This is a genomic window from Actinoplanes sp. NPDC051861 (assembly GCF_040681145.1).
Classification (GTDB): domain Bacteria; phylum Actinomycetota; class Actinomycetes; order Mycobacteriales; family Micromonosporaceae; genus Actinoplanes.
The window spans coordinates 1-21,707 of record NZ_JBFAYE010000015.1 but is presented as its reverse complement, the minus strand read 5'-3'; the positions used below and the strand labels follow the sequence as shown (position 1 = coordinate 21,707).

Here is a 21,707-nt window from a genome sequence, read left to right as displayed (position 1 = left end):
GTGGATGAGTGAGCGCTCGCTCATTAGTGTGGGCGCCATGGAATCCAGACGCCGGCGTGTCCCGGCCATGGCACCGGAGGAGAGGCGGGCCGCCCTCATCGCGGCGACCATCCCGCTGCTGCACGAACACGGCCTGGACGTGAGCACGCGCCAGATCGCGCACGCCGCCGGCGTCGCCGAGGGGACGATCTTCGGCGTCTTCGAGAGCAAGAGCCAGCTGGTGGTCTGCTCGGTGGTCAAGGCGCTCGACCCGCAGAGCACGCTGGACGCGCTGGACGCCATCGACCGCGGCGCCGATCTGCGCGAGCGCGTGGCCATCGCCGCCGACCTGGTGCACTCCCGGTTCACCGAGAACGCGCAGTTGATGAACGAGGCCCGCAAGCTGATCTTCGCCGGGGCGGCGGATGCGGACACGCACTCACGGATAGCGACGTCCCGGCAGCGGTTGAACGCCGCGATCGTCGACGTCTTCCGGCCGGACGCGCACCGGATACGGATCTCCCCCGAGAAGGCGGCCCGGCTGTTGCTGCTGCACTGCGGCGCCGACGCGTTCGGGCCGTTCGGCGACCCGGAGGCGTTCAGCGGGCGAGACCTGGCGACGCTGCTGCTCGACGGAATTCTTACGAAAAACACTGATGAAAAACGGGGGGAGCAGGAGACGTGCTGATCAAACTGCTTCGCGTTCATCTGCGGCCGTACCGGACTGCGATCACCCTGGTGGTGCTCTTCCAGTTCCTGCAGACGCTCGCGACGCTCTACCTGCCGGCGCTCAACGCCGACATCATCGACAAGGGTGTGGTCCTGGGCGACACCGGCTACGTGCTGCGGATCGGTGCCGCCATGCTCGGCGTCACCGTGCTCCAGATCGCCGCCCAGATCGTCGCGGTGTATTTCGGGGCGCGGACCGCCATGGCCGTCGGCCGCGACGTGCGTGCCCGGATCTTCAGCCGGGTGCAGGACTTCTCCGCCCGCGAGGTGGGGCAGTTCGGCGCGCCGTCGCTGATCACCCGGACCACCAACGACGTCCAGCAGATCCAGATGCTGGTGCTGCTCACGTTCACGCTGATGGTCTCCGCGCCGATCATGTGCGTCGGCGGCATCGTGCTGGCGCTGCGCGAGGACGTGCCGCTGTCGGGGTTGCTGCTGGTCATCGTGCCGATCCTGATCGGCACGGTCGGGCTGATCATCGTCCGGATGCGGCCGCTGTTCCGCAGCATGCAGGTGCGTATCGACCGGGTGAACCAGGTGATGCGCGAGCAGATCACCGGCATCCGGGTGATCCGGGCGTTCGTCCGCGACGAGCACGAGCGGGCGCGTTACGGGGTTGCCAACGACGAGCTCACCGACGTGTCGCTGCGGGTCGGCCGGATCATGGCCCTGATGTTCCCGACGGTCATGCTGATCGTGAACCTGTCCAGCGTCGCGGTGCTCTGGTTCGGCGGGCACCGGATCGACTCCGACGCCATGCAGGTCGGCCAGCTGACCGCGTTCATCAGCTATCTCATGCAGATCCTGATGTCGATCATGATGGCCACGTTCATGTTCATGATGGTGCCGCGCGCCGAGGTCTGCGCCGAGCGCATCGAGGAGGTGCTGGGCACCGAGCCCAGCGTCGCGCCGCCTGCGGCGCCGATCAACACACTGACCCGGCATGGGGAACTCGAGCTGCGAGATGTCGGTTTCCGCTATCCGGGGGCTGAGGCCGCAGTGCTTTCAGGGGTACGGGTGAAAGCTCACCCGCGGGAGGTGACCGCGATCATCGGCTCCACCGGCAGCGGCAAGACCACCCTGCTCAACCTGATCCCCCGGCTGTTCGACGTCACCGACGGCGCGGTCCTCGTCGACGGCGTGGACGTGCGCGAGCTCGACCCGGACCTGCTGTCCCGGGTGATCGGCCTGGTTCCGCAGCGACCCTACCTGTTCACCGGCACGGTCGGCTCCAACCTGCGCTACGGCAATCCCGACGCCACCGACGAGGAGCTGTGGCAGGCCCTCGAGATCGCCCAGGCCAGGGACTTCGTCGAGGCGATGGACGGTCAACTGGACGCCCCGATCGCGCAGGGCGGCACCAACGTCTCGGGCGGGCAGCGGCAGCGGCTGGCGATCGCCCGCACGCTGGTGCACCGGCCGGAGATCTACCTGTTCGACGACTCGTTCTCCGCGCTGGACTACGCGACCGACGCGGCACTGCGGGCGGCGCTCACCGACTACATCGCGGACGCGACCGTCGTGATCGTGGCGCAGCGGGTCAGCACGATCCGCGACGCGGACCGGATCGTGGTGCTCGACGACGGAAAGGTCGTTGGCACGGGCACCCACGACGAACTCATGGAGACCAACGCGACCTACCGGGAGATCGTGCTCTCCCAGCTCACGGCGGCGGAGGCGGCGGCATGACCGGGCGCGGTGCTCCTCCCGTACATCTGAAGCTCTTGATCGGAGAAGACGCATGACGGCGCCGGCGCGCAGACCGGGACCACCGCCTGGCGGGCCGCCCGCGGCCCGGATGATGATGGGTGGCGGCCCACCGGAGAAACTCCAGGACTTCAAGGGCTCCACCAAACGGCTGCTCGGCCTGCTCAAGCCGCAGCGGGTCGTGATCGGGTTCGTGATGCTGTTCGGCGTCGTCAGCGTCTTCCTGTCGGTGCTCGGGCCCTATCTGCTCGGCAAGGCCACCGACGTGATCTTCGCCGGGGTGATCGGCCGGATGATCCCGGACGGCGTCACCCAGGAGCAGGCGGCCGAGGCACTGCGCGAACGCGGTGACACGACCCAGGCCGACCTGGTCGCCTCGGTCGACCACGTGGTTCCCGGGCAGGGAGTCGACTTCACCCGGCTCGGGCAGATCCTCGCCTGGGTCGTGGTGATCTACCTGGGCGCCTGGCTGTTCGGCGTCTTCCAGGGCCGGCTCACCACGAAGGCCGTGCAGGCGGCCGTCTACGACCTGCGCGCTCAGGTCGAGGCCAAACTGGCCCGCCTGCCGCTGTCCTATTTCGACAAGCAGCCGCGCGGTGAGGTTCTCAGCCGGGCCACCAACGACACCGACAACATCTCGCAGACCCTGCAACAGACACTCGCTCAGCTGGTCACGGCACAGCTGATGATCGTCGGCGTACTCGGCGTGATGTTCTGGATCTCGCCGCTGCTGGCGCTGATCGCCCTGATCACCGTGCCGGTCTCGGTGTGGCTGACCGCGGCGATCGGCAAGCGGTCGCAGCCGCAGTTCGTGGCGCAGTGGAAGACCACCGGCAAGCTCAACGGGCACATCGAGGAGATGTTCACCGGGCACGCGCTGGTCCGGGTCTTCGGGCGGCAGCACGAGGCCGCCGAGGTCTTCCAGGGGCACAACGACGATCTGTACGCGTCGAGCTTCCGGGCGCAGTTCATCTCCGGGCTCATCCAGCCGGCGATGATGTTCATCTCGAATCTCAACTACGTGCTGGTGGCCGTCGTCGGCGGCCTGCGTGTGGCGTCCGGGACGCTGACGCTGGGCGAGGTGCAGGCGTTCATCCAGTACTCGCGGCAGTTCAGCCAGCCGCTCACCCAGGTGGCCAGCATGGCCAACCTGATCCAGTCCGGTGTGGCGTCGGCGGAGCGGGTCTTCGCGCTGCTGGACGCGCCGGAGCAGTCCCCCGATCCGGAGCCTTTGGACCTTCCGGGGGTACGGGGACGCATCACGTTCGAGAACGTGTCGTTCCGGTACCTGCCGGACAAGCCCCTGATCGATAATCTGTCGCTGACCGTGGAGCCGGGGCAGACCGTCGCGATCGTGGGACCGACCGGTGCCGGCAAGACGACGCTGGTCAACCTGCTGATGCGGTTCTACGACGTGACGTCCGGGCGGATCCTGCTGGACGGCGTCGACATCGCGACCATGCCTCGCGAGCAGCTGCGCGAGCAGATCGGGATGGTGCTGCAGGACACGTGGCTGTTCAGCGGGTCCATCACGGAGAACCTGGCCTATGGCGCGGATGATTTTGATCAGGCCGCCGTGCTCCGAGCAGCGGAGGCCGCACACGTCGACGGGTTCGTCCGCACACTCCCTGACGGATATGAAACGAAAATTGATGAAGAAGGGTCGAATGTCAGCGCCGGTCAGAAGCAGCTGCTGACCATCGCGCGGGCGTTCCTCGCCGAGCCGAGCATCCTGATCCTGGACGAGGCGACCTCGTCGGTGGACACCCGGACCGAGGTGCTGATCCAGCGGGCCATGGGCAACCTGCGGACCGGGCGGACCAGCTTCGTCATCGCGCACCGGCTGTCGACCATCCGGGACGCCGACGTGATCCTCGTGATGGAGAACGGCTCCATCGTGGAGCAGGGCACGCACGACGATCTGATGGCGGCGAAGGGTGCTTACGAGCGGCTCTACTCCGCGCAGTTCGCGCAGGCCGTCGCCGAGGTGGACTGACAGGAAGAGGGGCGGCCGGCGGCCGCCCCTCTCTCACTGGTCCCGCGTGTTACTTGATGGTGATCGCCTTCGAGGCCGAGTATCCGCCGTTGAGGCCCGCCGAGGTGTTACCCGCGACGAACGCCCGCAGCGTCAGCTTGGTCTTCGACTTGACCGTGTAGGTCTTCTTGAAGCCGGCCGCGGTCGTGGTGCCCTTGTACGCGGTCACCCACTTGCCGCCGCTCATCTTCTGGACGACGACCGCCTGGCCGGAGGCCTTCGGGTTGCCGGTGACCGAGACGGTCAGCTTGCCCTTGGTCGAGCTCACCGAGAACGCCGGGCTCTGGGTGATCTTGACCGCGCGCTCCGCGGAGTTGATCTCCTGCGACTGGACCGCGAAGCGGTAGCCGGTCGAGATCGAGCGGGTGAACCTGTACATGCCGTCACCGTCGGCCTTGCCGTTGACCAGCCACTTCAGCTCACCGTTGCCGGCGACCGGCGCACCCCAGAGCTCGACCGCGGCGTTCGCCTCGACCTTGCCGGAGATGGTGGCCATGCCCGCGCCCCTGGCCGGGCCGGCGACGCTGATGGTCGGCGTGACCGGGCTGGCGGTGTCCTCGGACTTGATGGTGACGGTGCCGGTGCCCTTCTTGACCGAGGCGCCGGTCGGGCTGGTCGGGCTGCCGAGCTCGACACGGAAGGTCTCCTCCGCCTCCTTCAGCTTGTCGTTCAGGATCTCGACGTTGACCTCGGCGGTCGAGGTGCCCGGCGGGATGACCAGCTCGCCGCGCTTCGACTTGTAGTCGTCGCCGGCCGTGGCGGTGCCGTCCTCGGTCCACCACGGGATCTTGATCGTCTGCGTGGTCGACTTGGTGTTCTCGTCGAACTCCAGGTCCACATGGACGTCGACCGAGCCTTCCCACTCACCGATCGACTCGTCCCGGATCTTGGCGGCCGGCGGCAGGTCCGCCGGGTCGTCGGTGATCCGGAAGGTGCCGGTGCTCGCCGTGAAGCCCTGCGGCGACGCGGAGGTCTCCGCGACCGTGACGCCGAACGTCTCGGTGGCCTCGTCGATGTCGTCCGGCAGCAGGTAGAACTCCGCCAGCTTCGAGTCGGTCAGCGCAGTCTGGCCACGGGTGATCTGGATCGCCGTGGTGGGCAGCGTCGACGGAACCTCGTAGTCGGCACCGGCGGTCGCGGCGTTGTCACCGGCGCCGGCCGTGGTGAGGCCGAGCGTGTAGTTGTACTGCGAGAGGCCGGAGAGCGTACCGATCACGCGGACCGTGGTGCCCTCGCCGCTGGCCAGCTCGTTGATCTTCACCGTCGGCTTGGCGTCGTCGTTGGTGATCGAGACCCGGGCGCTGTGCGCGACGTCGGCACTCGGGGTGCTGTTGACGTTCGTGCTGGCCGTGGTGAACACGACGCCGAACGCCTCGTCACGCTCGAAGACCGCGTCACCGTTGATCGGGACGTCGATGTACCCGGTCTTGTCACCCTTCTTGATGGTGACCGACTTGGAGGCCGGCAGGTCGTAGTCGTTGTCGCCGACCGTGGTGCCGGAGTTGACACCGGTCTCGGTCGCGCTGCCGGTCTGCGCGGCAAAGTCGGCGGTGAACAGGACGTCCACGCCGGCCGGACCACTCAGGGCGACCGGGATGCGGGCCATGGTCTGGCCCTCGTTGCCCTCGACCACCGTGACGTCCGAGGTCGTCCACGTGGGCTGGGCGTCGTCGGTGCCCTCGACGATGTAGACGGTCTGGGTGCCGAGGCCGCCGAGCGTGCTGTTCGCGCTGGCGAGCGTCAGCGTGAACGACTCGGCCCGGCCGGCACCGTAGGTCACACCCTCGTACGTGGTGTCGCCGACGATCTTGACCGGGATCTTGCCGGTCCAGGTTCCGGTCGCCGTCGTGGGAATGGTGAGCGAGCCGGCGGTGCCGATGTAGTCGGAACCGTTGGTCGCGGTGGCGTCGGTGAAGCTGTAGTCCAGCCGCAGCGGCGTCTCCCGCGTCGTGCCGCCGAGGATGACGCTCACCGCGATCTCGGCGTTGGTGGTGGTACTCGACCCCTCGTCGAAGAGCACGTCGATGGGCGGGTTGCCGTTGCCGGCGGTCATGTCCGTCACGACCACGCTGGGCGGCGAGTCCAGGTCCTTGATCGTTGCGGTGGCACTGGTCATCGTGCCCAGCGTGAGACCGGTGCTGGGGTTGGAGATCATGCCGGTGAACGTCTCGGTACCCTCCAGCACGGTGTCGGCACCGACGCCGAAGTCCTCAGTGGCCACCGCCTGGTAGACGGTCTGGGTCATCTTCGGAATGGTCACCGGGGTCGCCGGCACCGCGGTGTAGTCACCGGGTGCGGAAGCCCCGCGGCTCTTGTCGGTGTCGCTGCCGTTCTGCGTCGCGAAGTCGACCGTCAGCGGACTCTCCGACAGCCCCGAGAGCTTGATCGGGAAGCTGGCGTTCGCGCCCTCGTTGACCGCCGCGGCGTCGCCGATGGTGACCGTCGGAGCCGCGTCGTTGTCGGTGATCCCGACGTCCGCGGTCAGGGTCCCGCTGCTGGTCACGCCGGTCGGCGTGTTGGGAGCGATGGTCACCCGGACGTACTGCGTCTCCGGCTCGTCGACGGTGTCGTCGTTGATGGCGAGCGAGATCGAGCCGCTGGTCGTGCCGGCCGGGATGGTGATCACCGCGTCCGCGGCCAGGGCCGTGAAGTCACGGGTCACACCACCCGTCGAGGTCGCGTCGGTGCCGGTCCCGTTGACAGCGGTTCCGGCGGCGGAGACGGGAATGGTGATGTCGTGGTCCAGCGGGCTGGCGATGCTGGCGACGATCGGCGCTGTTCCGGCGCTCTCCGCGATCGTGGCCGGACCCGAGACGTCGAGCCGTGGAGCGGAGGCCGGCAGGTCATAGATCGTGCCGACCGCATCGGTGACATTGTTGGTGACGGCTTCTGTCGCACGCAGCAGGAAGGTTTCGTCGCCCTCGGTGGCCGTTCCCGCGGTGGTCGTCGTCACCGTCACGATGACTGAGTTCGCGCCGCCCACGGTGGTGCCCGGGAAGCCGCTGGCGGCGACCGAGGTCACATCCGGTGTGGTGCTGTAGTCAGTCGTCGGCGTGCCCGGCGTAGCACCGCCGCTGACGACGGTGAAGTTGATCTGGTTCGCGTTCGTCGCGGCACCGGTCCAGGTGACCTTGAAGGCGATACTGCCGCCCTCCCAGTTGGCCGCTGGCGTGATGGTCAGGTTCGGGATGGTCGCCGCATATGCGGGTGACGCGATGAACGTAGCGGGGACCAGGGCAGCGGCGGAGGCGGCAACAGTCGCCAAGACCTGCCGGACCCGCTTCCGTCCCCAGAGCGTGAACGGCACCCGCTCTCGCGGCGCCGCTTGGATGGGTCGATGACGCATTCTCTTCCTAACTCCTTCGGCGGCTGGGCAACCTCCAGCGGGGAGGCCCCTGGCTTTGCGTCCCCGCCTCGCGACGGGTTTGCCTGTTCGGGTACCGCACCTTGGGGCGGTCGGGGCGCCGGCCTGAAACCGGTCCTCAGCAGCGCAAACACCGGATGAAAGATCCGTGTGAGGCGACGCCTTCCGTAATCTAACCGGCGTATCAACCGGTTACCGGCGGAACGCGTTTTTCGGTATAAAAACCTTCACATGACCTCTATCACCCTCTGCGGGACGGCCGTGAAACGCGTGAAGGGCGGCCCGCGTGGACCGCCCTTCACGTCGTGCTCACCTCATCGGATTCGTACCTGCCGGGTCGGTGAAACACCGGCGAGAATGCCCAGCGAGGGTGTAGCGGCCACGACCGCCCGGAACGTGTACGTGCTGCCGGATCGCAGGCTCCGCTGGGTGGTGCTGTAGGTGCCGTCGGAGTCCAGCCGGCCGGTCGCCACGGTCTGCCAGTTGCCGCCCGACTGCCGCTGCACGGTGACGGTCTGGCCGGCGCGATCGGGGTCGCCGGTGACCGTCACGGACGCGGTACCGCGAGAGGTCGAGGAGGCGGCGACGGTCGGTTCCTGGCGGACCTGGATCACGCGTACCGGCGAGGTCAGGCCGGCGGAGCGGACCTGGACGCGGTAACCCATGGTGAAGTTGGGCTTGAAGCTGAAGTCACCGTTGTCGTCGGCCGTGGTGGTGTAGACGACCCGCCACGTCCCGCCGGACGGCCCGGGTGCGCTGAGCATCTCGACCTTGGCGCCCGCGCCCGCCGCACCGGTGACGGCGACCCGCTGGGTGCCGGTGACCGCGGACGGCATGTTCAGGGTCGGCGCCTTGGGCTTGTCGTCGTCGGCGACCGTGACCGTACCCGTCGACTTGGTGACCGCCACGTCGGCCGGCTGCGCCCTGCTCAGCTGCACGGTGAACTCCTGCTCGGACTCGTTGCGGTTGTCCTTGAGCAGTGGCACCGAGATCGTCGTCGCGGTGACCGGCGGCGTGAACCGGACGGTGCCGCTCGACGCGGTGAAGTCCTTGCCCGCGTCGGCGGTACCGGCGATCGTGCGCCACGGCACCGCGATGGAACGTTCGGTCCCGGTCGTGCCGCCGGTGAAGGTGAGCGACACCGTCAGCTCGACCGCTCCGGCGCTCTCCCGGGTGTCGGCGTCGCTGATCGAGACGGTCGGCGCCACGTCGTCCGGGTCGTCAGTGATCCGGTACGCCACCCGAGCCCCGCCGACCCCGAACGGAATCGTCTCGGTGTCCTCGTCGACGGAGTCGTCGCCCAGGCGGATCGTGCCGAGGTTGATCCCGCTGCCGCTCGGCGTATTGGCCCGCAGCACGGTGTTCAGGCCGGTGAGGTCGTAGTCGGCGGGCTCCGCCGAGTCGTCCGTACCGTCCTCGGCCGCGGCGGTGGTGTCGTCCAGGTCCAGATCGCGCTGGGCTGTCCCGGTGACGGTGCCGCGTACCTCGATGCTCTCCCCCTCGGCCGCGGTGACGGCGATCAGGTCGAGCGTGGGCCGCGGGTCGTCGTCGGTGACGGTCACCGCGCTCGACTGGGCCGCGCCACTGGCGTCGCGCTCACCGGCGGCGAGTGCCACGGTGATCCGGGCGTTCTCGTTGCCCTCGTACACGGCGTCCTGCCGGACCGGGATCGTCACGGTGGCGCCGAGGCTGCCCTTCGGGATCCGCAGCGTGGTGGCGGGCGCGTCGTAGTCGTCCCCGCCGGGCCCGGTCGCGGCGTCGGTGGCGGTGCCGTCGGCCGCTGTCACGGTGAAGTCGACGTCGTTGGAGGCCGCGGCGTCCAGGGTCACCTCGACCGTGGCCGGGCCGGAACCCTCCACAGTCGACGCGGTGCTCGCGACCGAGAACGCGGGCACGCCGGTACCGGGTGCGCCGCCTCCGGGCGTCCCGCCGCCCGGTGTGCCGCCGCCGTCGCTGCCCGCCTCGTCGTTGTCGAAGACGGTGACCGTACCGGCGGCCGTGCTGATCGTCGCGCCGGCCGGCCCCGCCTGGGTGGCGACCACCTGGAACGACTCGCTCTCCTCGGCCGCCGAGTCGTTGACGATCGGCACCCGGACCACAGCGTTCGCCGTGCCGGCCGCGATGACCAGCGGGTTCGGCGAGGCGGTCGGGCCGAAGTCGCCGAGCCCCGCGGTTCCGGGAATGATCAGGTAGTTGACCGAGACGGCCTGCTCGGTCGAGGTGGCCGCGTTGCCGCCGCCGTAGGCGAGGCTCACCGGCACGTCGGCGTACCCGGCCGCCTCGGAGACCGAGACCGGGCCGAGCGAGACGGCCGGCGGCAGGTCGGCCGGGTCGTCGGTGACGCGGTACGTGGACGAGACGTCGGCGGTGGCCGCGTCGTCGTTGTGTGCGGTGACCTTGACCGTCTCGGTGGCCTCGTCGACCGCGTCGGCGTTCAGGCCGATCGTGCCCAGCGCCACCGGTACGCCGGCCGGGGACCCGCCGGGGATGCTCACACCCGTCAGCGAGGCGGTGAAGTCGCCACTCTCCGCCGGGTTGGCGCCGCCGCCGGAGTCACCGGCGGCGGCCAGCGTGTAGTTCATCGTCCGCTGCGCCACGCCGTCCGGTGTGGCGGTGACGTTCACCGTGGCGCCCTCGGCGTCCTCCACGGTGTTCAGCGTGATCACCGGCACCGGGTCCGTGTCGCTGATGGTCAGCGTGCCGTCGACCGGTCCACCGGCCGCGTGGTCGTCGTTGTCGCGGGTGACCCGGACCGTCGCGCTCTCCGGGCCCTCGTACAGGTCGTCGTTCAGGCTCGCGACCTGCACCGTTGCGGTCGACGTGCCCTTGTCGACGGTGAGCGCGGCGGTCGGGGTGCTGAAATCGGTGCCGGCCAGCGTGGCGGTGCCGTCCACCATGGACACGGTCATCGGGATGTCGTCGGCCGCCGGTGCACCGAGGGTGACGGTGACGGTGGCCGTACCGCCCTCGTTCACCGTCTCCGACGAGACCGTGTAGGTCGGCTTCGCGTCGCTGTCGGTGATCGTCACCGCCGTGTCGGCGACCGGGACGGTGGCGTCGCCGCTCGGCGCGGAGAGGCCGACGTCGAACTGCTCGGTCAGCTCGTGCGCCTGGTCGTCCGCGACCGTCACGACGACGTCCTCGGCGACGTCACCCGGCAGGAACGTCACCGTACGGTTGACGACAGCCGCGTAGTCGCTCGGCTGCGTCGCGGAGTCGTCGGCGGTGTCCGCGCGTACCGTAATGGTCTTCTCGGTGGAGGTCGCGGTGTTCCCACCTAGACCCGCCCAGCTCAGCCCGACCGGCACGGTGGCCGTCCCGGCCTCCTCCGCGACCGTCGGCGCCGCGCCGAACACGATCCGCGGTGTCTGGTTGTTCGTGTCGTCGGAGATCGTGACCGTGGTGGTGACCGGCTGCTGCCCGGCCAGGGTGATCGACACCTGCGCGGTCTGGTCCTCCTCGTCGATCGCGTCGCCGGCGAGCACGAGGTTGCCGAGGTTGAGGGTGCCGGAGCCAGGCGCGAGGTTGCCGGTGAGCGTGAGTCCGCTGCCGTCGACATCGGCGGCCTGCACCGGGTTGGTCATGCCGGGAGCGGCGGTCGTGCCGGCCACGCCGGTGACGGTCGCGGTGTAGGCGACCGGAGCCTGCGCCGATCCGGTGACCGTGGCCGAGATCGCCTTGGTCTCGCCTTCCGCGCCGGTGATCGGTGCCAGGGCGATTGTGGGCGGGTCGTCGTTGTCGGTGATCGTGACCGTCCGGGCGATCGGGCCGCCGGTCGCGTCGTTCTCCGAACCATCGAGGTCGATGGTCAGCGTGGCGGTCTCGTCGGCCTCATCGGCTGTGTCGTCGACGGCGGGAACGTTGACGGTCGCGGTGGTCTGTGTCGCCGGGATCTGGAACGTGCCGGGCGGAGCCGTGTAGTCACCACCGGTCGTCGACACGTTCGCCATCACCGCGGTGAAGTCGATGGTGGACACCGCTGGGGCGTCGAGTGTCACCGTGAACGACGCGGTGCCGTCCTCAGCCACCGTCTCATCGGGCGTGACCGTGAATCCAGGCGCGGTGTCGTCGTTGGTGATCGTCACCGTGCTGCTGTCCGCCGTGCCGTCGATACCGCTCGCCAGCGGCGCCGTGGTCAGGTCGACGGTGAATGTCTCGGACAGCTCGTAATCGTCATCGTCGGTGATCGCCACCGAAGCGTTCTTGGTCAGCGGATCCGTCGGCGCGAAACTCACCGAGCCGGCACCGGTAGTGAAGTCGTCTGCGGCAGCGCTCCCGGTCGCGGCGTCGAAGTTCACCACAACCGTCTTCTCGGTCGACGACGCGTCGTTGCCGTCGTGGGCGAAGTCCAGCGTGACCGGCACCGCCGCCGAACCACCGTCCTCGGCCACCGACGCACTCGCCGCTATCGACGCCTCCGGCGGCAGATCGTCTGCGTTGTCGGAGATGGTGACCGTGGTGGTCACCGGCTGCTGTCCGGCCAGGGTGATCGACACCTCCGCCGTTTGGGCGTCCTCGTCGATCTGATCGTCCTCCAGCACCAGGTTGCCGAGGTTGAGCGTGCCGGAACCCGGCGCGAGGTTGCCCGTCAGCGTCAGTCCGCTGCCGTCGACATCGGCATCCTGCACCGCGTTCGTCAGACCGGGAACAGCGGCTGTTCCGCCGACGCCGGTGACGGTGGCCGTGTAGGCGACGGGAGCCTGCGCCGAACCGGTCACCGTCGCGGAGATCGCCTTGGTCTCCCCCTCGGCACCCGTGATCGGGGACAACGCGACCGTCGGCGGGTCGTCGTTGTCGGTGATCGTGATCGTCCGGGCGATCGGACCACCGGTCGCGTCGTTCTCCGAACCGTCCAGGTCGATGGTCAGCGTCGCCGTCTCGTCGGCCTCATCAGCCGTGTCGTCGACAGCGGGGACGTTAACGGTCGCGGTGGTCTGGGTCGCCGAGATCTGGAACGTGCCGGGAGGAGCCGAGTAATCGCCGCCAGTGGTCGTCACGTTCGACATCACCGCCGTGAAGTCGATCGTGGACACCGCAGGGGCATCGAGTGTCACCGTGAACGACGCGGTGCCGTCCTCAGCCACCGTCTCGTCCGGCGTGACCGTGAATCCAGGCGCGGTGTCGTCGTTGGTGATCGTCACCGTGCTGCTGTCCGCCGTGCCGTCGATACCACTCGCCAACGGCGCCGTCGTCAGATCAACCGTGAACGTCTCTGACAACTCGTAGTCGTCGTCGGTGGTGATCGCGACAGACGCGTTCTTGGTCAGCGGATCCGTCGGCGCGAAACTCACCGAGCCGGCACCCGTGGTGAAGTCGTCTGCGGCAGCGCTCCCGGTCGCGGCGTCGAAGTTCACCACGACGGTCTTCTCGGTCGACGACGCGTCGTTGCCGTCGTGCGCGAAGTCGAGGTTGACCGGGATCAGCGCCGGGCCCGCGTTCTCGGCGACCGTGGCCGTCGGATCGATCGACGCCTCCGGCGGCAGGTCGTCCGCGTTGTCGGAGATCGTGACCGTCGTCGTCACCGGCTGCTGTCCGGCCAGGGTGATCGACACCTGCGCGGTCTGCGCGTCCTCGTCGATCTGATCGTCCTCCAGCACCAGGTTGCCGAGGTTGAGCGTGCCGGAACCCGGCGCGAGGTTGCCCGTCAGCGTCAGTCCGCTGCCGTCGACATCCGCGTCCTGCACCGCGTTCGTCAGACCGGGAACAGCGGCTGTTCCGCCGACGCCGGTGACGGTGGCCGTGTAGGCGACGGGCGCCTGCGATGACCCGGTGACCGTGGCCGAGATCGCCTTGGTCTCCCCTTCGGCGCCTGTGATCGGTGCCAGGGCGATTGTTGGCGGGTCGTCGTTGTCGGTGATGGTGATCGTCCGGGCGATCGGGCCACCGGTCGCGTCGTTCTCCGAACCGTCGAGGTCGATGGTCAGCGTCGCCGTCTCATCGGCCTCATCAGCCGTGTCGTCGACAGCGGGGATGTTGACGGTCGCGGTGGACTGGGTCGCCGAGATCTGGAACGTGCCCGCCGGAGCCGAGTAGTCGCCGCCAGTGGTCGTCACGTTCGACATCACCGCGGTGAAATCAATAGTCGACACCGCGGGCGCGTCGAGTGTCACCGTGAAGGACGCGGTGCCGTCCTCGGCGACCGTCTCGTCCGGCGTCACCGTGAAACCAGGCGCGGTGTCGTCATTGGTGATCGTCACCGTGCTGCTGTCCGCCGTGCCGTCGATACCACTCGCCAGCGGCGCCGTGGTCAGGTCAACCGTGAACGTCTCCGACAACTCGTAGTCGTCATCGTCGGTGATCGCCACCGAAGCGTTCTTGGTCAGCGGATCAGTCGGCGCGAAACTCACCGAGCCCGCACCCGTGGTGAAGTCACCCGACGTGGCGGTACCGGTCGCCGCGTTGAAGTTGACGTCGATCGTCTTCTCGGTCGACGACGCGTCGTTGCCGTCGTGGGCGAAGTCCAGCGTCACCGGCACCGCCGCCGAACCACCGTCCTCGGCAACCGACGCACTCGCCGCGATCGACGCCTCCGGCGGCAGATCATCAGCGTTGTCGGAGATCGTCACCGTCGTCGTCACCGGGTCCTGCCCGGCCAGGGCGATCGACACCTCCGCCGTCTGGGCGTCCTCGTCGATCTGATCGTCCTCCAGCACCAGATTGCCCACGGTCAGCGTCGGCGCGGACGGCGTGAGGGTGCCGCTCAGGGTGAGCCCGCTGCCGTCCACGTCGGCGTCCTGCACCGCGTTCGTCAACCCCGGTACGGCCGCCGTCCCGCCTACCCCGGTCACCGTCGCGGTGTAGGGGACCGATGCCTGCGCCGACCCGATGACCGTCGCCGCGATCGCCTTGGTCTCGCCCTCCGCGCCGGTGATCGGCGTCAGCACCGCCAGTTCCGGCGGGTCGTCGTTGTCGGTGATGTTGATGGACCGGGCTACCGGGCTACCCGCGGCGTCCGGCTCCGAGCCGTCCAGGGAGACCGTCAGGGTGGCCGTCTCGGCGGCCTCGTCCGCCGTGTCGTCGATGATGGGAACGTTGAAGGTCTCGAACGTCTGGCCGGGTTCGATCTGGAAGGTGCCGGCCGGCGGCGTGTAGTCGCTGCCGCTGGTCGAACCGTCGGACATGACAGCGGTGAAGTCGATGTAGCTGACCGCGGGCGAGTCCAGCGTGACGGTGAACTGCGCGAAGCCGCCCTCGGTGACCGTCTCGTCGGCGCTGACCGAGAAGCCGGGCGGATCGTCGTCGTCGTCGATCGTCACCGTGCTGGCGTCCGCCCCCGCGGCTATGCCGCTCGCCTCGGACGTGGTGGTCAGGGTGACGGAGAAGGTCTCGTCGAGCTCGTAGTCGCTGTCGGCCGTGACGTCCACCGTGGCGTCCTTGGTCAGCGGATCGGTGGGCGCGAAGGAGACCGAGCCTGTTCCGACGGTGAGGTCGCCGGATGACGCCGTGCCCGACGCGGCGGCGGAGTAGTTCGCCACGATCGTCTTCTCGGTCGAGGTCGCGTTGTTGCCGTCGTGCGCGTAGTTCAGGTTGACCGGGATCTCCGCCGGTCCCGCGTCCTCGACCACCGTCGCCGTCGGATCGATCGACACCTCCGGCGGCAGGTCGTTACCCGCGTCGCTGACCGTGACGTAGTCACTGACCGTCGAGCCGTCCATGGTGACCGCGATCTGGATCGTCTCCGGGTTCTCGTCGACCTGGTCGTCCTCGATGTCGATCTCACCGAGATCGAGGGTGAGGGACCCGGGGGTCAGCGTGCCGGAGGCGTTCAGGTCGGCGTCGTCAAAGTCGGTGCCCTCGGCGGGGTCGCTGCCGCTGTTGTTCGCCGCACCGGTCGCCGTCGCCGTGAACGGCAGCGAGTCCTCGGCCTCCCCGGTGACGTCGGCGCTGAGCGCCACGTCGGCGACGCCTTCACCGCTCCCGAGGCCGGCCAGCGAGATCGTCGGGACGGTGTCGTCGTTCTCCAGGGTCAGCGTGCCGGTGACCGGCCCGCCGGTGGCACCGGCGTTCTGTCGCGTGGCAGTGAGCGTGAGGGTCTCGTCCACCTCGTAGACCGCGTCGCCCTTCACCGTCACCGTCACCGAGCCGGTGATCGAGCCCGCCGGGATGGTCAACGTCGCGCTGTCCAGGTCGTAGTCGTCACCACCGGGGCCGCCGATCGGGTCGGCGTCGGCGCCGCCGGTGTCCGTGGCGACGACGTCGAGCACGATGTTCTGGCTGCTCGCGTGGTCCAGCGTCGCGACGAACTCGGCGGAGTTGGACCCGCCCGCCTCGGGCCGGGAGATGCTGGACAGCGACAGCAGCGCCGGAGCCACGTCGTCCTCGACGATGGTGAACGGGAACGTCCCGAAGCCGGAGAGGGTGGAGGTACCGGGGTCGGACAGGACGATGTCGAAGGCCTCCCCGCCGGACTCGTACACCGTGTCGCCGCGGATCGGCACGGTGATCTGCTGGGTGGTGACTCCCGGGCCGAACGTCAGCGTGCCGGCGGACACCGTGTCGAAGTCGGTTCCGGCGGTCGCGGTGCCGCTGTTCACGGCGTAGCTCACCGGGGTGGAGTTCTGCGGCGCCACGGGCAGGGTCACCGTGAACGTCTGGTTCCGGGTGCCGCTGTTCCCCTCGGTGATCGCGGTGTCCGCCGTGACGGTGAGCGCGTTGTCCACGATAGTCGCGGTCGTGGCGTTCCCGGCGCCGAGCGTCGCGTTGACCGGGCTGGACAGTGTCAGGCTGACGCCCTCGCCGCTCTCGCTGAGCCCGTCGCCGGTCGTCGGTACGCTCACCGTCACGCTGGTCGAGCCCGCCGGGATGGTGACCGTCTGCGGTGTCGCCGCGGTGAAGTCGCCGCCTCCACCGGTGGCGCCGCCGGTGCCGGCGATCGTCGCGGTCACGTCCACCGGCAGGTTCGACGCCGCGTTCAGCCGGACCGTGAAGATCGCCGGGTCGCCCTCGGCCACCTGCGTGAGCGGGTCGACGGACACCTCCGGCGGGGTGTCGTTGTCGGTGATGTTCACCGTCTTCGACGCCGGGGTGAGGGTGGCGTTCGTCGGCGTACCGGTGTCGACCGTGAACGTCTCGGTGCCGGTCTCGTCGCGGTTGTCGTCGTTGATCGACACGACCACGTCCTCGGCGTCGTCGCCCGGAGCGAACGACAGCGTCCCGGCCGTCGCCGTGTAGTCCTGCGGGTCCGTGGCCGTCCCGTCGGTCGTCGTGTACGGGATCGACACCGGGAAGTCCGAGGCCGCCGAGAGCGTCGCGGTGGCCGTCACGCTGCCGTCGCCCTCGCCGACGGTCGCGGCCGCGCCGAAGGAGTACGTCGGTGGCGCGTCGTCGTCGCTCAGGGTGCCGATGGCCAGGTTGTTCAGCGGGTCGTTCACGTTGGTCAGCGAGAGGCCGAAGACCTCGTCGTACTCGTCGTTCTGATCGGTGAGGCCGGTGACCGTGATTCGCTTGATGGAGTCGCGGCTGCTCGCGGTGAACGTGGTGCTGCCGCTGATCGGGGTGAAGTCGACGCCGGAGGTGGCCGGGTGCGCGGCGTTCGGCACCGGCGCGGTCTGGTAGTTCAGGGTGAACGGCGTGCCGATCGGGCCGACCCGGCGGATCTCGAAGGTGAACGTGCCCGCCTCGGCGTCCTCGATGTCGGCCTCGATGATGATGTCGCCGGGATCGGCCCAGGCCGGTGTGGGCGGCAGCGCGACCGTGGGGATCAGCCCGGCCGCCGCGGCGGCGACGACGGAGACGAAGGCGCGGAACCGGGACGGCGCCCAGAGCCGGAGCGGGATCTGAACGTCGGCACGGTGGCGCGGGCGGTCGCGCATCGTCCTGTCTCCTTCAGCGACGGGGCAAAAGACGGCGCGGGGCCCGAAAGCAGCGTTGAGCTGCGAAGACAGAGGGAGCGCCGTCGATAATCTAACCGCCGGGAAAGTGGCTTATGACAGGAATTCGCGTTTCAAACCCTCAGAGCAGCCCGTGCCGCATCGCGGTGGTCACGGCGGCCGTCCGGTCCGTCACGTCCAGCTTGTTGAAGACCCTCAGCAGATGGGTCTTGACGGTCGCCTCGCTGATGAACAGCCGCTTGCCGATCTCGGCGTTGGTCAGACCGGCCGCGACCAGCTTGAGCACCTCGGTCTCGCGGGCCGACAGGGCCGGCGGGGCCGGGCTGCGGACCTGGCGCACCAGCGTCGAGGCCACGCTCGGCGCCAGCACGGTCTCGCCACGGGACGCGGCCCGGACGGCGTCGGCGAGTTCGGTGGGCGTGGCATCCTTCAGCAGATAACCGGACGCTCCGGCCTCGATCGCTCGCAGGATGTCGCGGTCCGACTCGTAGGTGGTCAGGATCATGACCCTGATCTCCGAGGACGCGGCGAGGATCTCGGCCGTCGCCTCCACGCCGTCACCGCCCGGCATGCGCAGGTCCATCAGCACGATGTCCGGCCGCAGCGACAGCGCCGACGCGACGCCCTCCACACCGGAGGAGGCCTCGCCGATCACGGTGAGGTCGGGTTCGGCGTCGAGCATGCCCCTCAGGCCCATCCGGACCACCGGGTGATCGTCGACGAGCAGGATCCGGATCATGCGGGAATCTCCAGCTCGATCGTGGTGCCGTCGCCGGAGGACGAGACGGTCAACGTGCCGCCCACCTGCGAGGCGCGGGACCGCATTCCGCTCAGTCCGAAGCCGCCGACCGCCGCCGGGTCGAACCCTCGGCCGTCATCCCGGATCACTAAACGCACGGAAGTCGGGATATAAGCCAGCAAAACGGAAACCGATGACGCGGACGCGTGGCGACGGGCGTTCGTCAGCGCCTCCTGAGCGGCACGCAGGACGACCACCTCGACACGCGTGGGCAGCTCGCGAGACGAACCGGTCATCCGGAATGAGGCCGGCACTCCGGACTCCTCGGAGAAACGAGCGCTCTGACGGCGTACCGCCTCTGGCAGTGACGCCGACGCCAACGCGGAGGGTGAGAGAGCCGCAACGAGTGCCCGCGACTCCGCCAGATTCTCCCGTGCGGTACGCACGGCGAGCGCGAGCCGCTCGTCGCGCAGCGACGGGTCGGCGGCCTGGATCAACGTGATGATGCTGGTGAAACCCTGCGCGAGGGTGTCGTGGATCTCCCCCGCCAACCGGTTCCGCTCGGCCGCGACCCCCGCCTCGTGCGACAGCCGGGCCAGTTCCGCGCGGCTGGCCTCCAGCTCGACGATGAGCGCTCCCCGTTCCTGGCTCTGCTGGACCATCTTCGTGATCCACAGGCCGATGCAGATCCCGGCGCCGCTGGAGATGGTCGCGATCACCAGGTCGATCACGATGCCGCCGGGATCGTTCCACAGCTCCGTCACGACCGGGATCAGGTTGGCGACGACGACGAGGACCACGGCCGTGCGCAGCGGGACCGTCATGAAGAAGATCGGGATGACCATGAACATCAGCCACGTCGCCAGCGGCACGCAGACGACCGCCGTGCCGAAGAGAACGAGCTGGGCGAGAGCCACCGACAGCGCACGGCCGTCCTCGGCGTCGCGCCGGATCACCGGGCGGCCGATCACGAAGTGCAGGACGGTCATCGCCGCGATGGCCGCCGTCGCGCCCGCCTTGCGCTCCGGCGACCAGCCGTCGACGACGGCGACTGCGGTCGCCACAGCGACCGCAACCACCGCGAAGTACAGATCCCACAGCCACATCGAGGGGGTGGGCTCCGGCCCGGTACTCATCGGTCCCGGTCGCTCCACCGGAAGGTAACCAGGCACAGCACCAATCCGATCACACACCAGATGCCGAGCACTACGGCCACACCGCCGAGGTTCCAGGTGCCGCCGATCTCCTGCGCCTTCGCCTCGTCGGGCAGGAAGACGTAGCGGAAGCCCTGCGCCATCCAGCGGACCGGGAAGAGCGACGCGAACTTCTCCAGCCAGTCGGGCAGCTGGCTCATCGGCTGGATGAAGACACCCGAGATGAACTGCAGCGCGACCACCGGCACGTTGAGGATGGCGCCGGCGTTGCGGGCGTTGCGTACCAGCGCGCTGACCGCGACGCCCAGCAGGGAGCAGGCGATCACCGAGAGCAGGAAGATCCAGGAGAAGGTCAGCCAGTGCGCGGCGTCCGGCATCGGCACGTCGAAGACGAGCGCGCCGACCAGGATCAGCACCGCCGCCTCAGCAACGCTGAGCACGAGGACGAGAAGGGCCTTGCCGACAAGGTACGCCGAAGCCGGCATGGGCGTGCCCCGCAGCCGTTTGAGCGTCCCGTCCTCCCGGTCCATCGCCAGGCCCGACCCCATGGTCACGAACGCGGTGTTCAGGATCCCGTACGCGATCATGCTGGCCGTGAACACCCGGCTCGCGCTGACGCCCTGGTCGTTGTACTCGTCACCGAAGATCGTGCCGAACAGCAGCAGGAGCATCGCCGGGAACGCGAAGGTGAAGACCACCGCCGTCTTGTCCCGCATGAACTGGAGCAGTTCCACGTGCCCGCGGCTCACGCTCATGGTGGGTGTGCTCATCGGGCCGCTCCGATCAGAGTCAGGTAGGTGTCCTCGAGGGTCGGCCGGGTGACCGTGAGGGTGGTCAGGTCGACGCCGGTGTCGAGCAGCCGTCGCAGCAGGTCGGACGGGTCGGCATGCTGCTCGGTGTGCAGTTCGCCGTCGGAACGCCAGGAGACGAGCGCCTCGGCCGCGCCCCGGCCGCCCAGCGTGGCGGGGGTGCCCTCGGCGACGATCCGGCCGCCGGCCAGCACCGCGAGCCGGTCCGCGAGCGTCTCGGCCTCGTCCAGGTAGTGCGTGGTGAGCACGATCGTGGTGCCGTCGCCGGCCAGTGTGCGGATCAGCTCCCAGAACTGCCGGCGCGCCTCGGGGTCGAAACCGGTGGTCGGCTCGTCGAGGAAGAGCAGCTCGGGACGGCCGACGATGCCGAGGGCCACGTCGACGCGGCGGCGCTGGCCGCCGGAGAGCGTACGGATCTTGCTGTTCCGCTTGGCGGTGAGCCCGACGAGCTCGATCACCTCGTCCGGCTTGCGCGGCGACGGGTAGAACCCGGCCACGTGCCGGACCATCTCGTGAACTGTCAGGTCGGCCGCGTCGTCGGCGTCCTGCAGCACGATGCCGATCCGGGAGCGCCAGGCCGAGCCGGCCTTCCCCGGGTCCTCCCCCAGCACCCGCACGTCACCGCCGGTGCGCCGCCGGTGTCCCTCGAGGATCTCCACGGTGGTGGTCTTGCCCGCGCCGTTCGGGCCGAGCAGGGCGAAGATCTCGCCACGGGCGACGACGAGATCGATCCCGGCGACCGCGTCCCGGCCGCGATATGTCTTGCGAAGTCCGGTTACCTCGATGGCTTCCATGACAACGATCGTGCTCGTTGTGCACTGGCTGACGGGACGACCGCGCGACTGTCACCACCTGTCCACCAATCGACGGACACCCCCGTGTGGAGTTCAGCCCCCATAGCAACCCAAACTCCACACACCCCAACGCGTGTTGACCTTCCCCCCGCAGTCCGGACACCCATGGTGTGGGGTCAACGGTCGTGATCAGACGGGGTGTGGAGCTGTTCGAAGTCGACTGGGCTATGCATCCCGATGCTGGAATGTCGTCGTGTCGGGTTGTACCAGCACTCTATCCATTCAAAGATGGCGTTGGCGAGTTCGTCACGGGTGTTCCACTCTTTTGAGTCGAGGACCTCCAATTGCAGGGTTCCCCAGAACGATTCCATCATCGCGTTGTCGTAGCAGTCACCGACGCTGCCCATGGAGCCGAGTATTTCCGCTTTCCTGATTCGTTGCCCGAACCTCCAGGAGGTGTATTGGGTGCCGTGGATGCTCTCCTGTTTGTCAAGCGGCGGTTCGAGGTTTTGACCGGCGGGGTGGCGGGGTCGGCTGGCCGGGATTGAGCAGGTAGTAGATCTCGCG

General features: G+C 68.8%; 10 protein-coding genes and 1 riboswitch. Of the genes, 3 read left to right on the top strand and 7 right to left on the bottom strand.

The window, feature by feature from the left end:
• Positions 1 to 37 precede the first annotated feature (37 nt).
• Genes AB0M02_RS31340 through AB0M02_RS31330 form a run of 3 tightly spaced genes read left to right on the top strand, consistent with a single transcriptional unit; the run spans position 38 to position 4,411 of the window.
• Positions 38 to 667, top strand: coding sequence for a TetR/AcrR family transcriptional regulator (locus AB0M02_RS31340; RefSeq protein WP_364233352.1), 630 nt, complete (start codon positions 38 to 40; stop codon positions 665 to 667).
• Entirely contained in the window at positions 661 to 2,397 is a 1,737-nt protein-coding gene (locus AB0M02_RS31335) for an ABC transporter ATP-binding protein (protein ID WP_364233350.1), read from the top strand. The genes AB0M02_RS31340 and AB0M02_RS31335 overlap by 7 nt, the downstream gene beginning before the upstream one ends.
• A gap of 52 nt (positions 2,398 to 2,449) precedes the next feature.
• The gene (locus tag AB0M02_RS31330) at positions 2,450 to 4,411 is read left to right on the top strand and encodes an ABC transporter ATP-binding protein (RefSeq protein WP_364233348.1); all 1,962 of its coding nucleotides are present in this window, start codon (positions 2,450 to 2,452) and stop codon (positions 4,409 to 4,411) included.
• Positions 4,412 to 4,460: 49 nt separating this feature from the next.
• Here AB0M02_RS31330 and AB0M02_RS31325 read toward each other — a convergent pair whose 3' ends face one another.
• The 7 genes from AB0M02_RS31325 to AB0M02_RS31295 all read right to left on the bottom strand — a co-directional run.
• Positions 4,461 to 7,796 carry a Calx-beta domain-containing protein gene (locus AB0M02_RS31325; protein ID WP_364233345.1) on the bottom strand — a complete coding sequence of 1,112 codons (3,336 nt, stop codon included), beginning with the start codon at positions 7,794 to 7,796 and terminating at the stop codon, positions 4,461 to 4,463.
• A 15-nt stretch (positions 7,797 to 7,811) separates the two neighbouring features.
• Positions 7,812 to 7,890, bottom strand: a riboswitch (cyclic di-GMP riboswitch).
• Between the two features lie 238 nt (positions 7,891 to 8,128).
• A complete protein-coding gene (locus tag AB0M02_RS31320) occupies positions 8,129 to 17,626 on the bottom strand; it encodes a Calx-beta domain-containing protein (RefSeq protein WP_364233342.1) in 9,498 nt (3,165 codons plus the stop codon).
• 139 nt (positions 17,627 to 17,765) lie between these two features.
• Positions 17,766 to 18,383, bottom strand: a complete 618-nt coding sequence (locus AB0M02_RS31315; protein WP_364233339.1) for a response regulator transcription factor — start codon at positions 18,381 to 18,383, stop codon at positions 17,766 to 17,768.
• On the bottom strand, positions 18,380 to 19,519 hold the full coding sequence (locus AB0M02_RS31310) for a sensor histidine kinase (protein ID WP_364233337.1): 1,140 nt from the start codon (positions 19,517 to 19,519) through the stop codon (positions 18,380 to 18,382). The genes AB0M02_RS31315 and AB0M02_RS31310 overlap by 4 nt, the downstream gene beginning before the upstream one ends.
• A complete protein-coding gene (locus tag AB0M02_RS31305; protein WP_364233334.1) occupies positions 19,516 to 20,307 on the bottom strand; it encodes an ABC transporter permease in 792 nt (263 codons plus the stop codon). The genes AB0M02_RS31310 and AB0M02_RS31305 overlap by 4 nt, the downstream gene beginning before the upstream one ends.
• Entirely contained in the window at positions 20,304 to 21,140 is an 837-nt protein-coding gene (locus AB0M02_RS31300) for an ABC transporter ATP-binding protein (RefSeq protein ID WP_364233332.1), read from the bottom strand. Before AB0M02_RS31300 ends, AB0M02_RS31305 begins: the two co-directional genes overlap by 4 nt.
• 176 nt (positions 21,141 to 21,316) lie before the next feature.
• Positions 21,317 to 21,707: integrase core domain-containing protein (locus AB0M02_RS31295; protein WP_364233330.1), on the bottom strand; the 391-nt coding region annotated here is incomplete at its 5' end.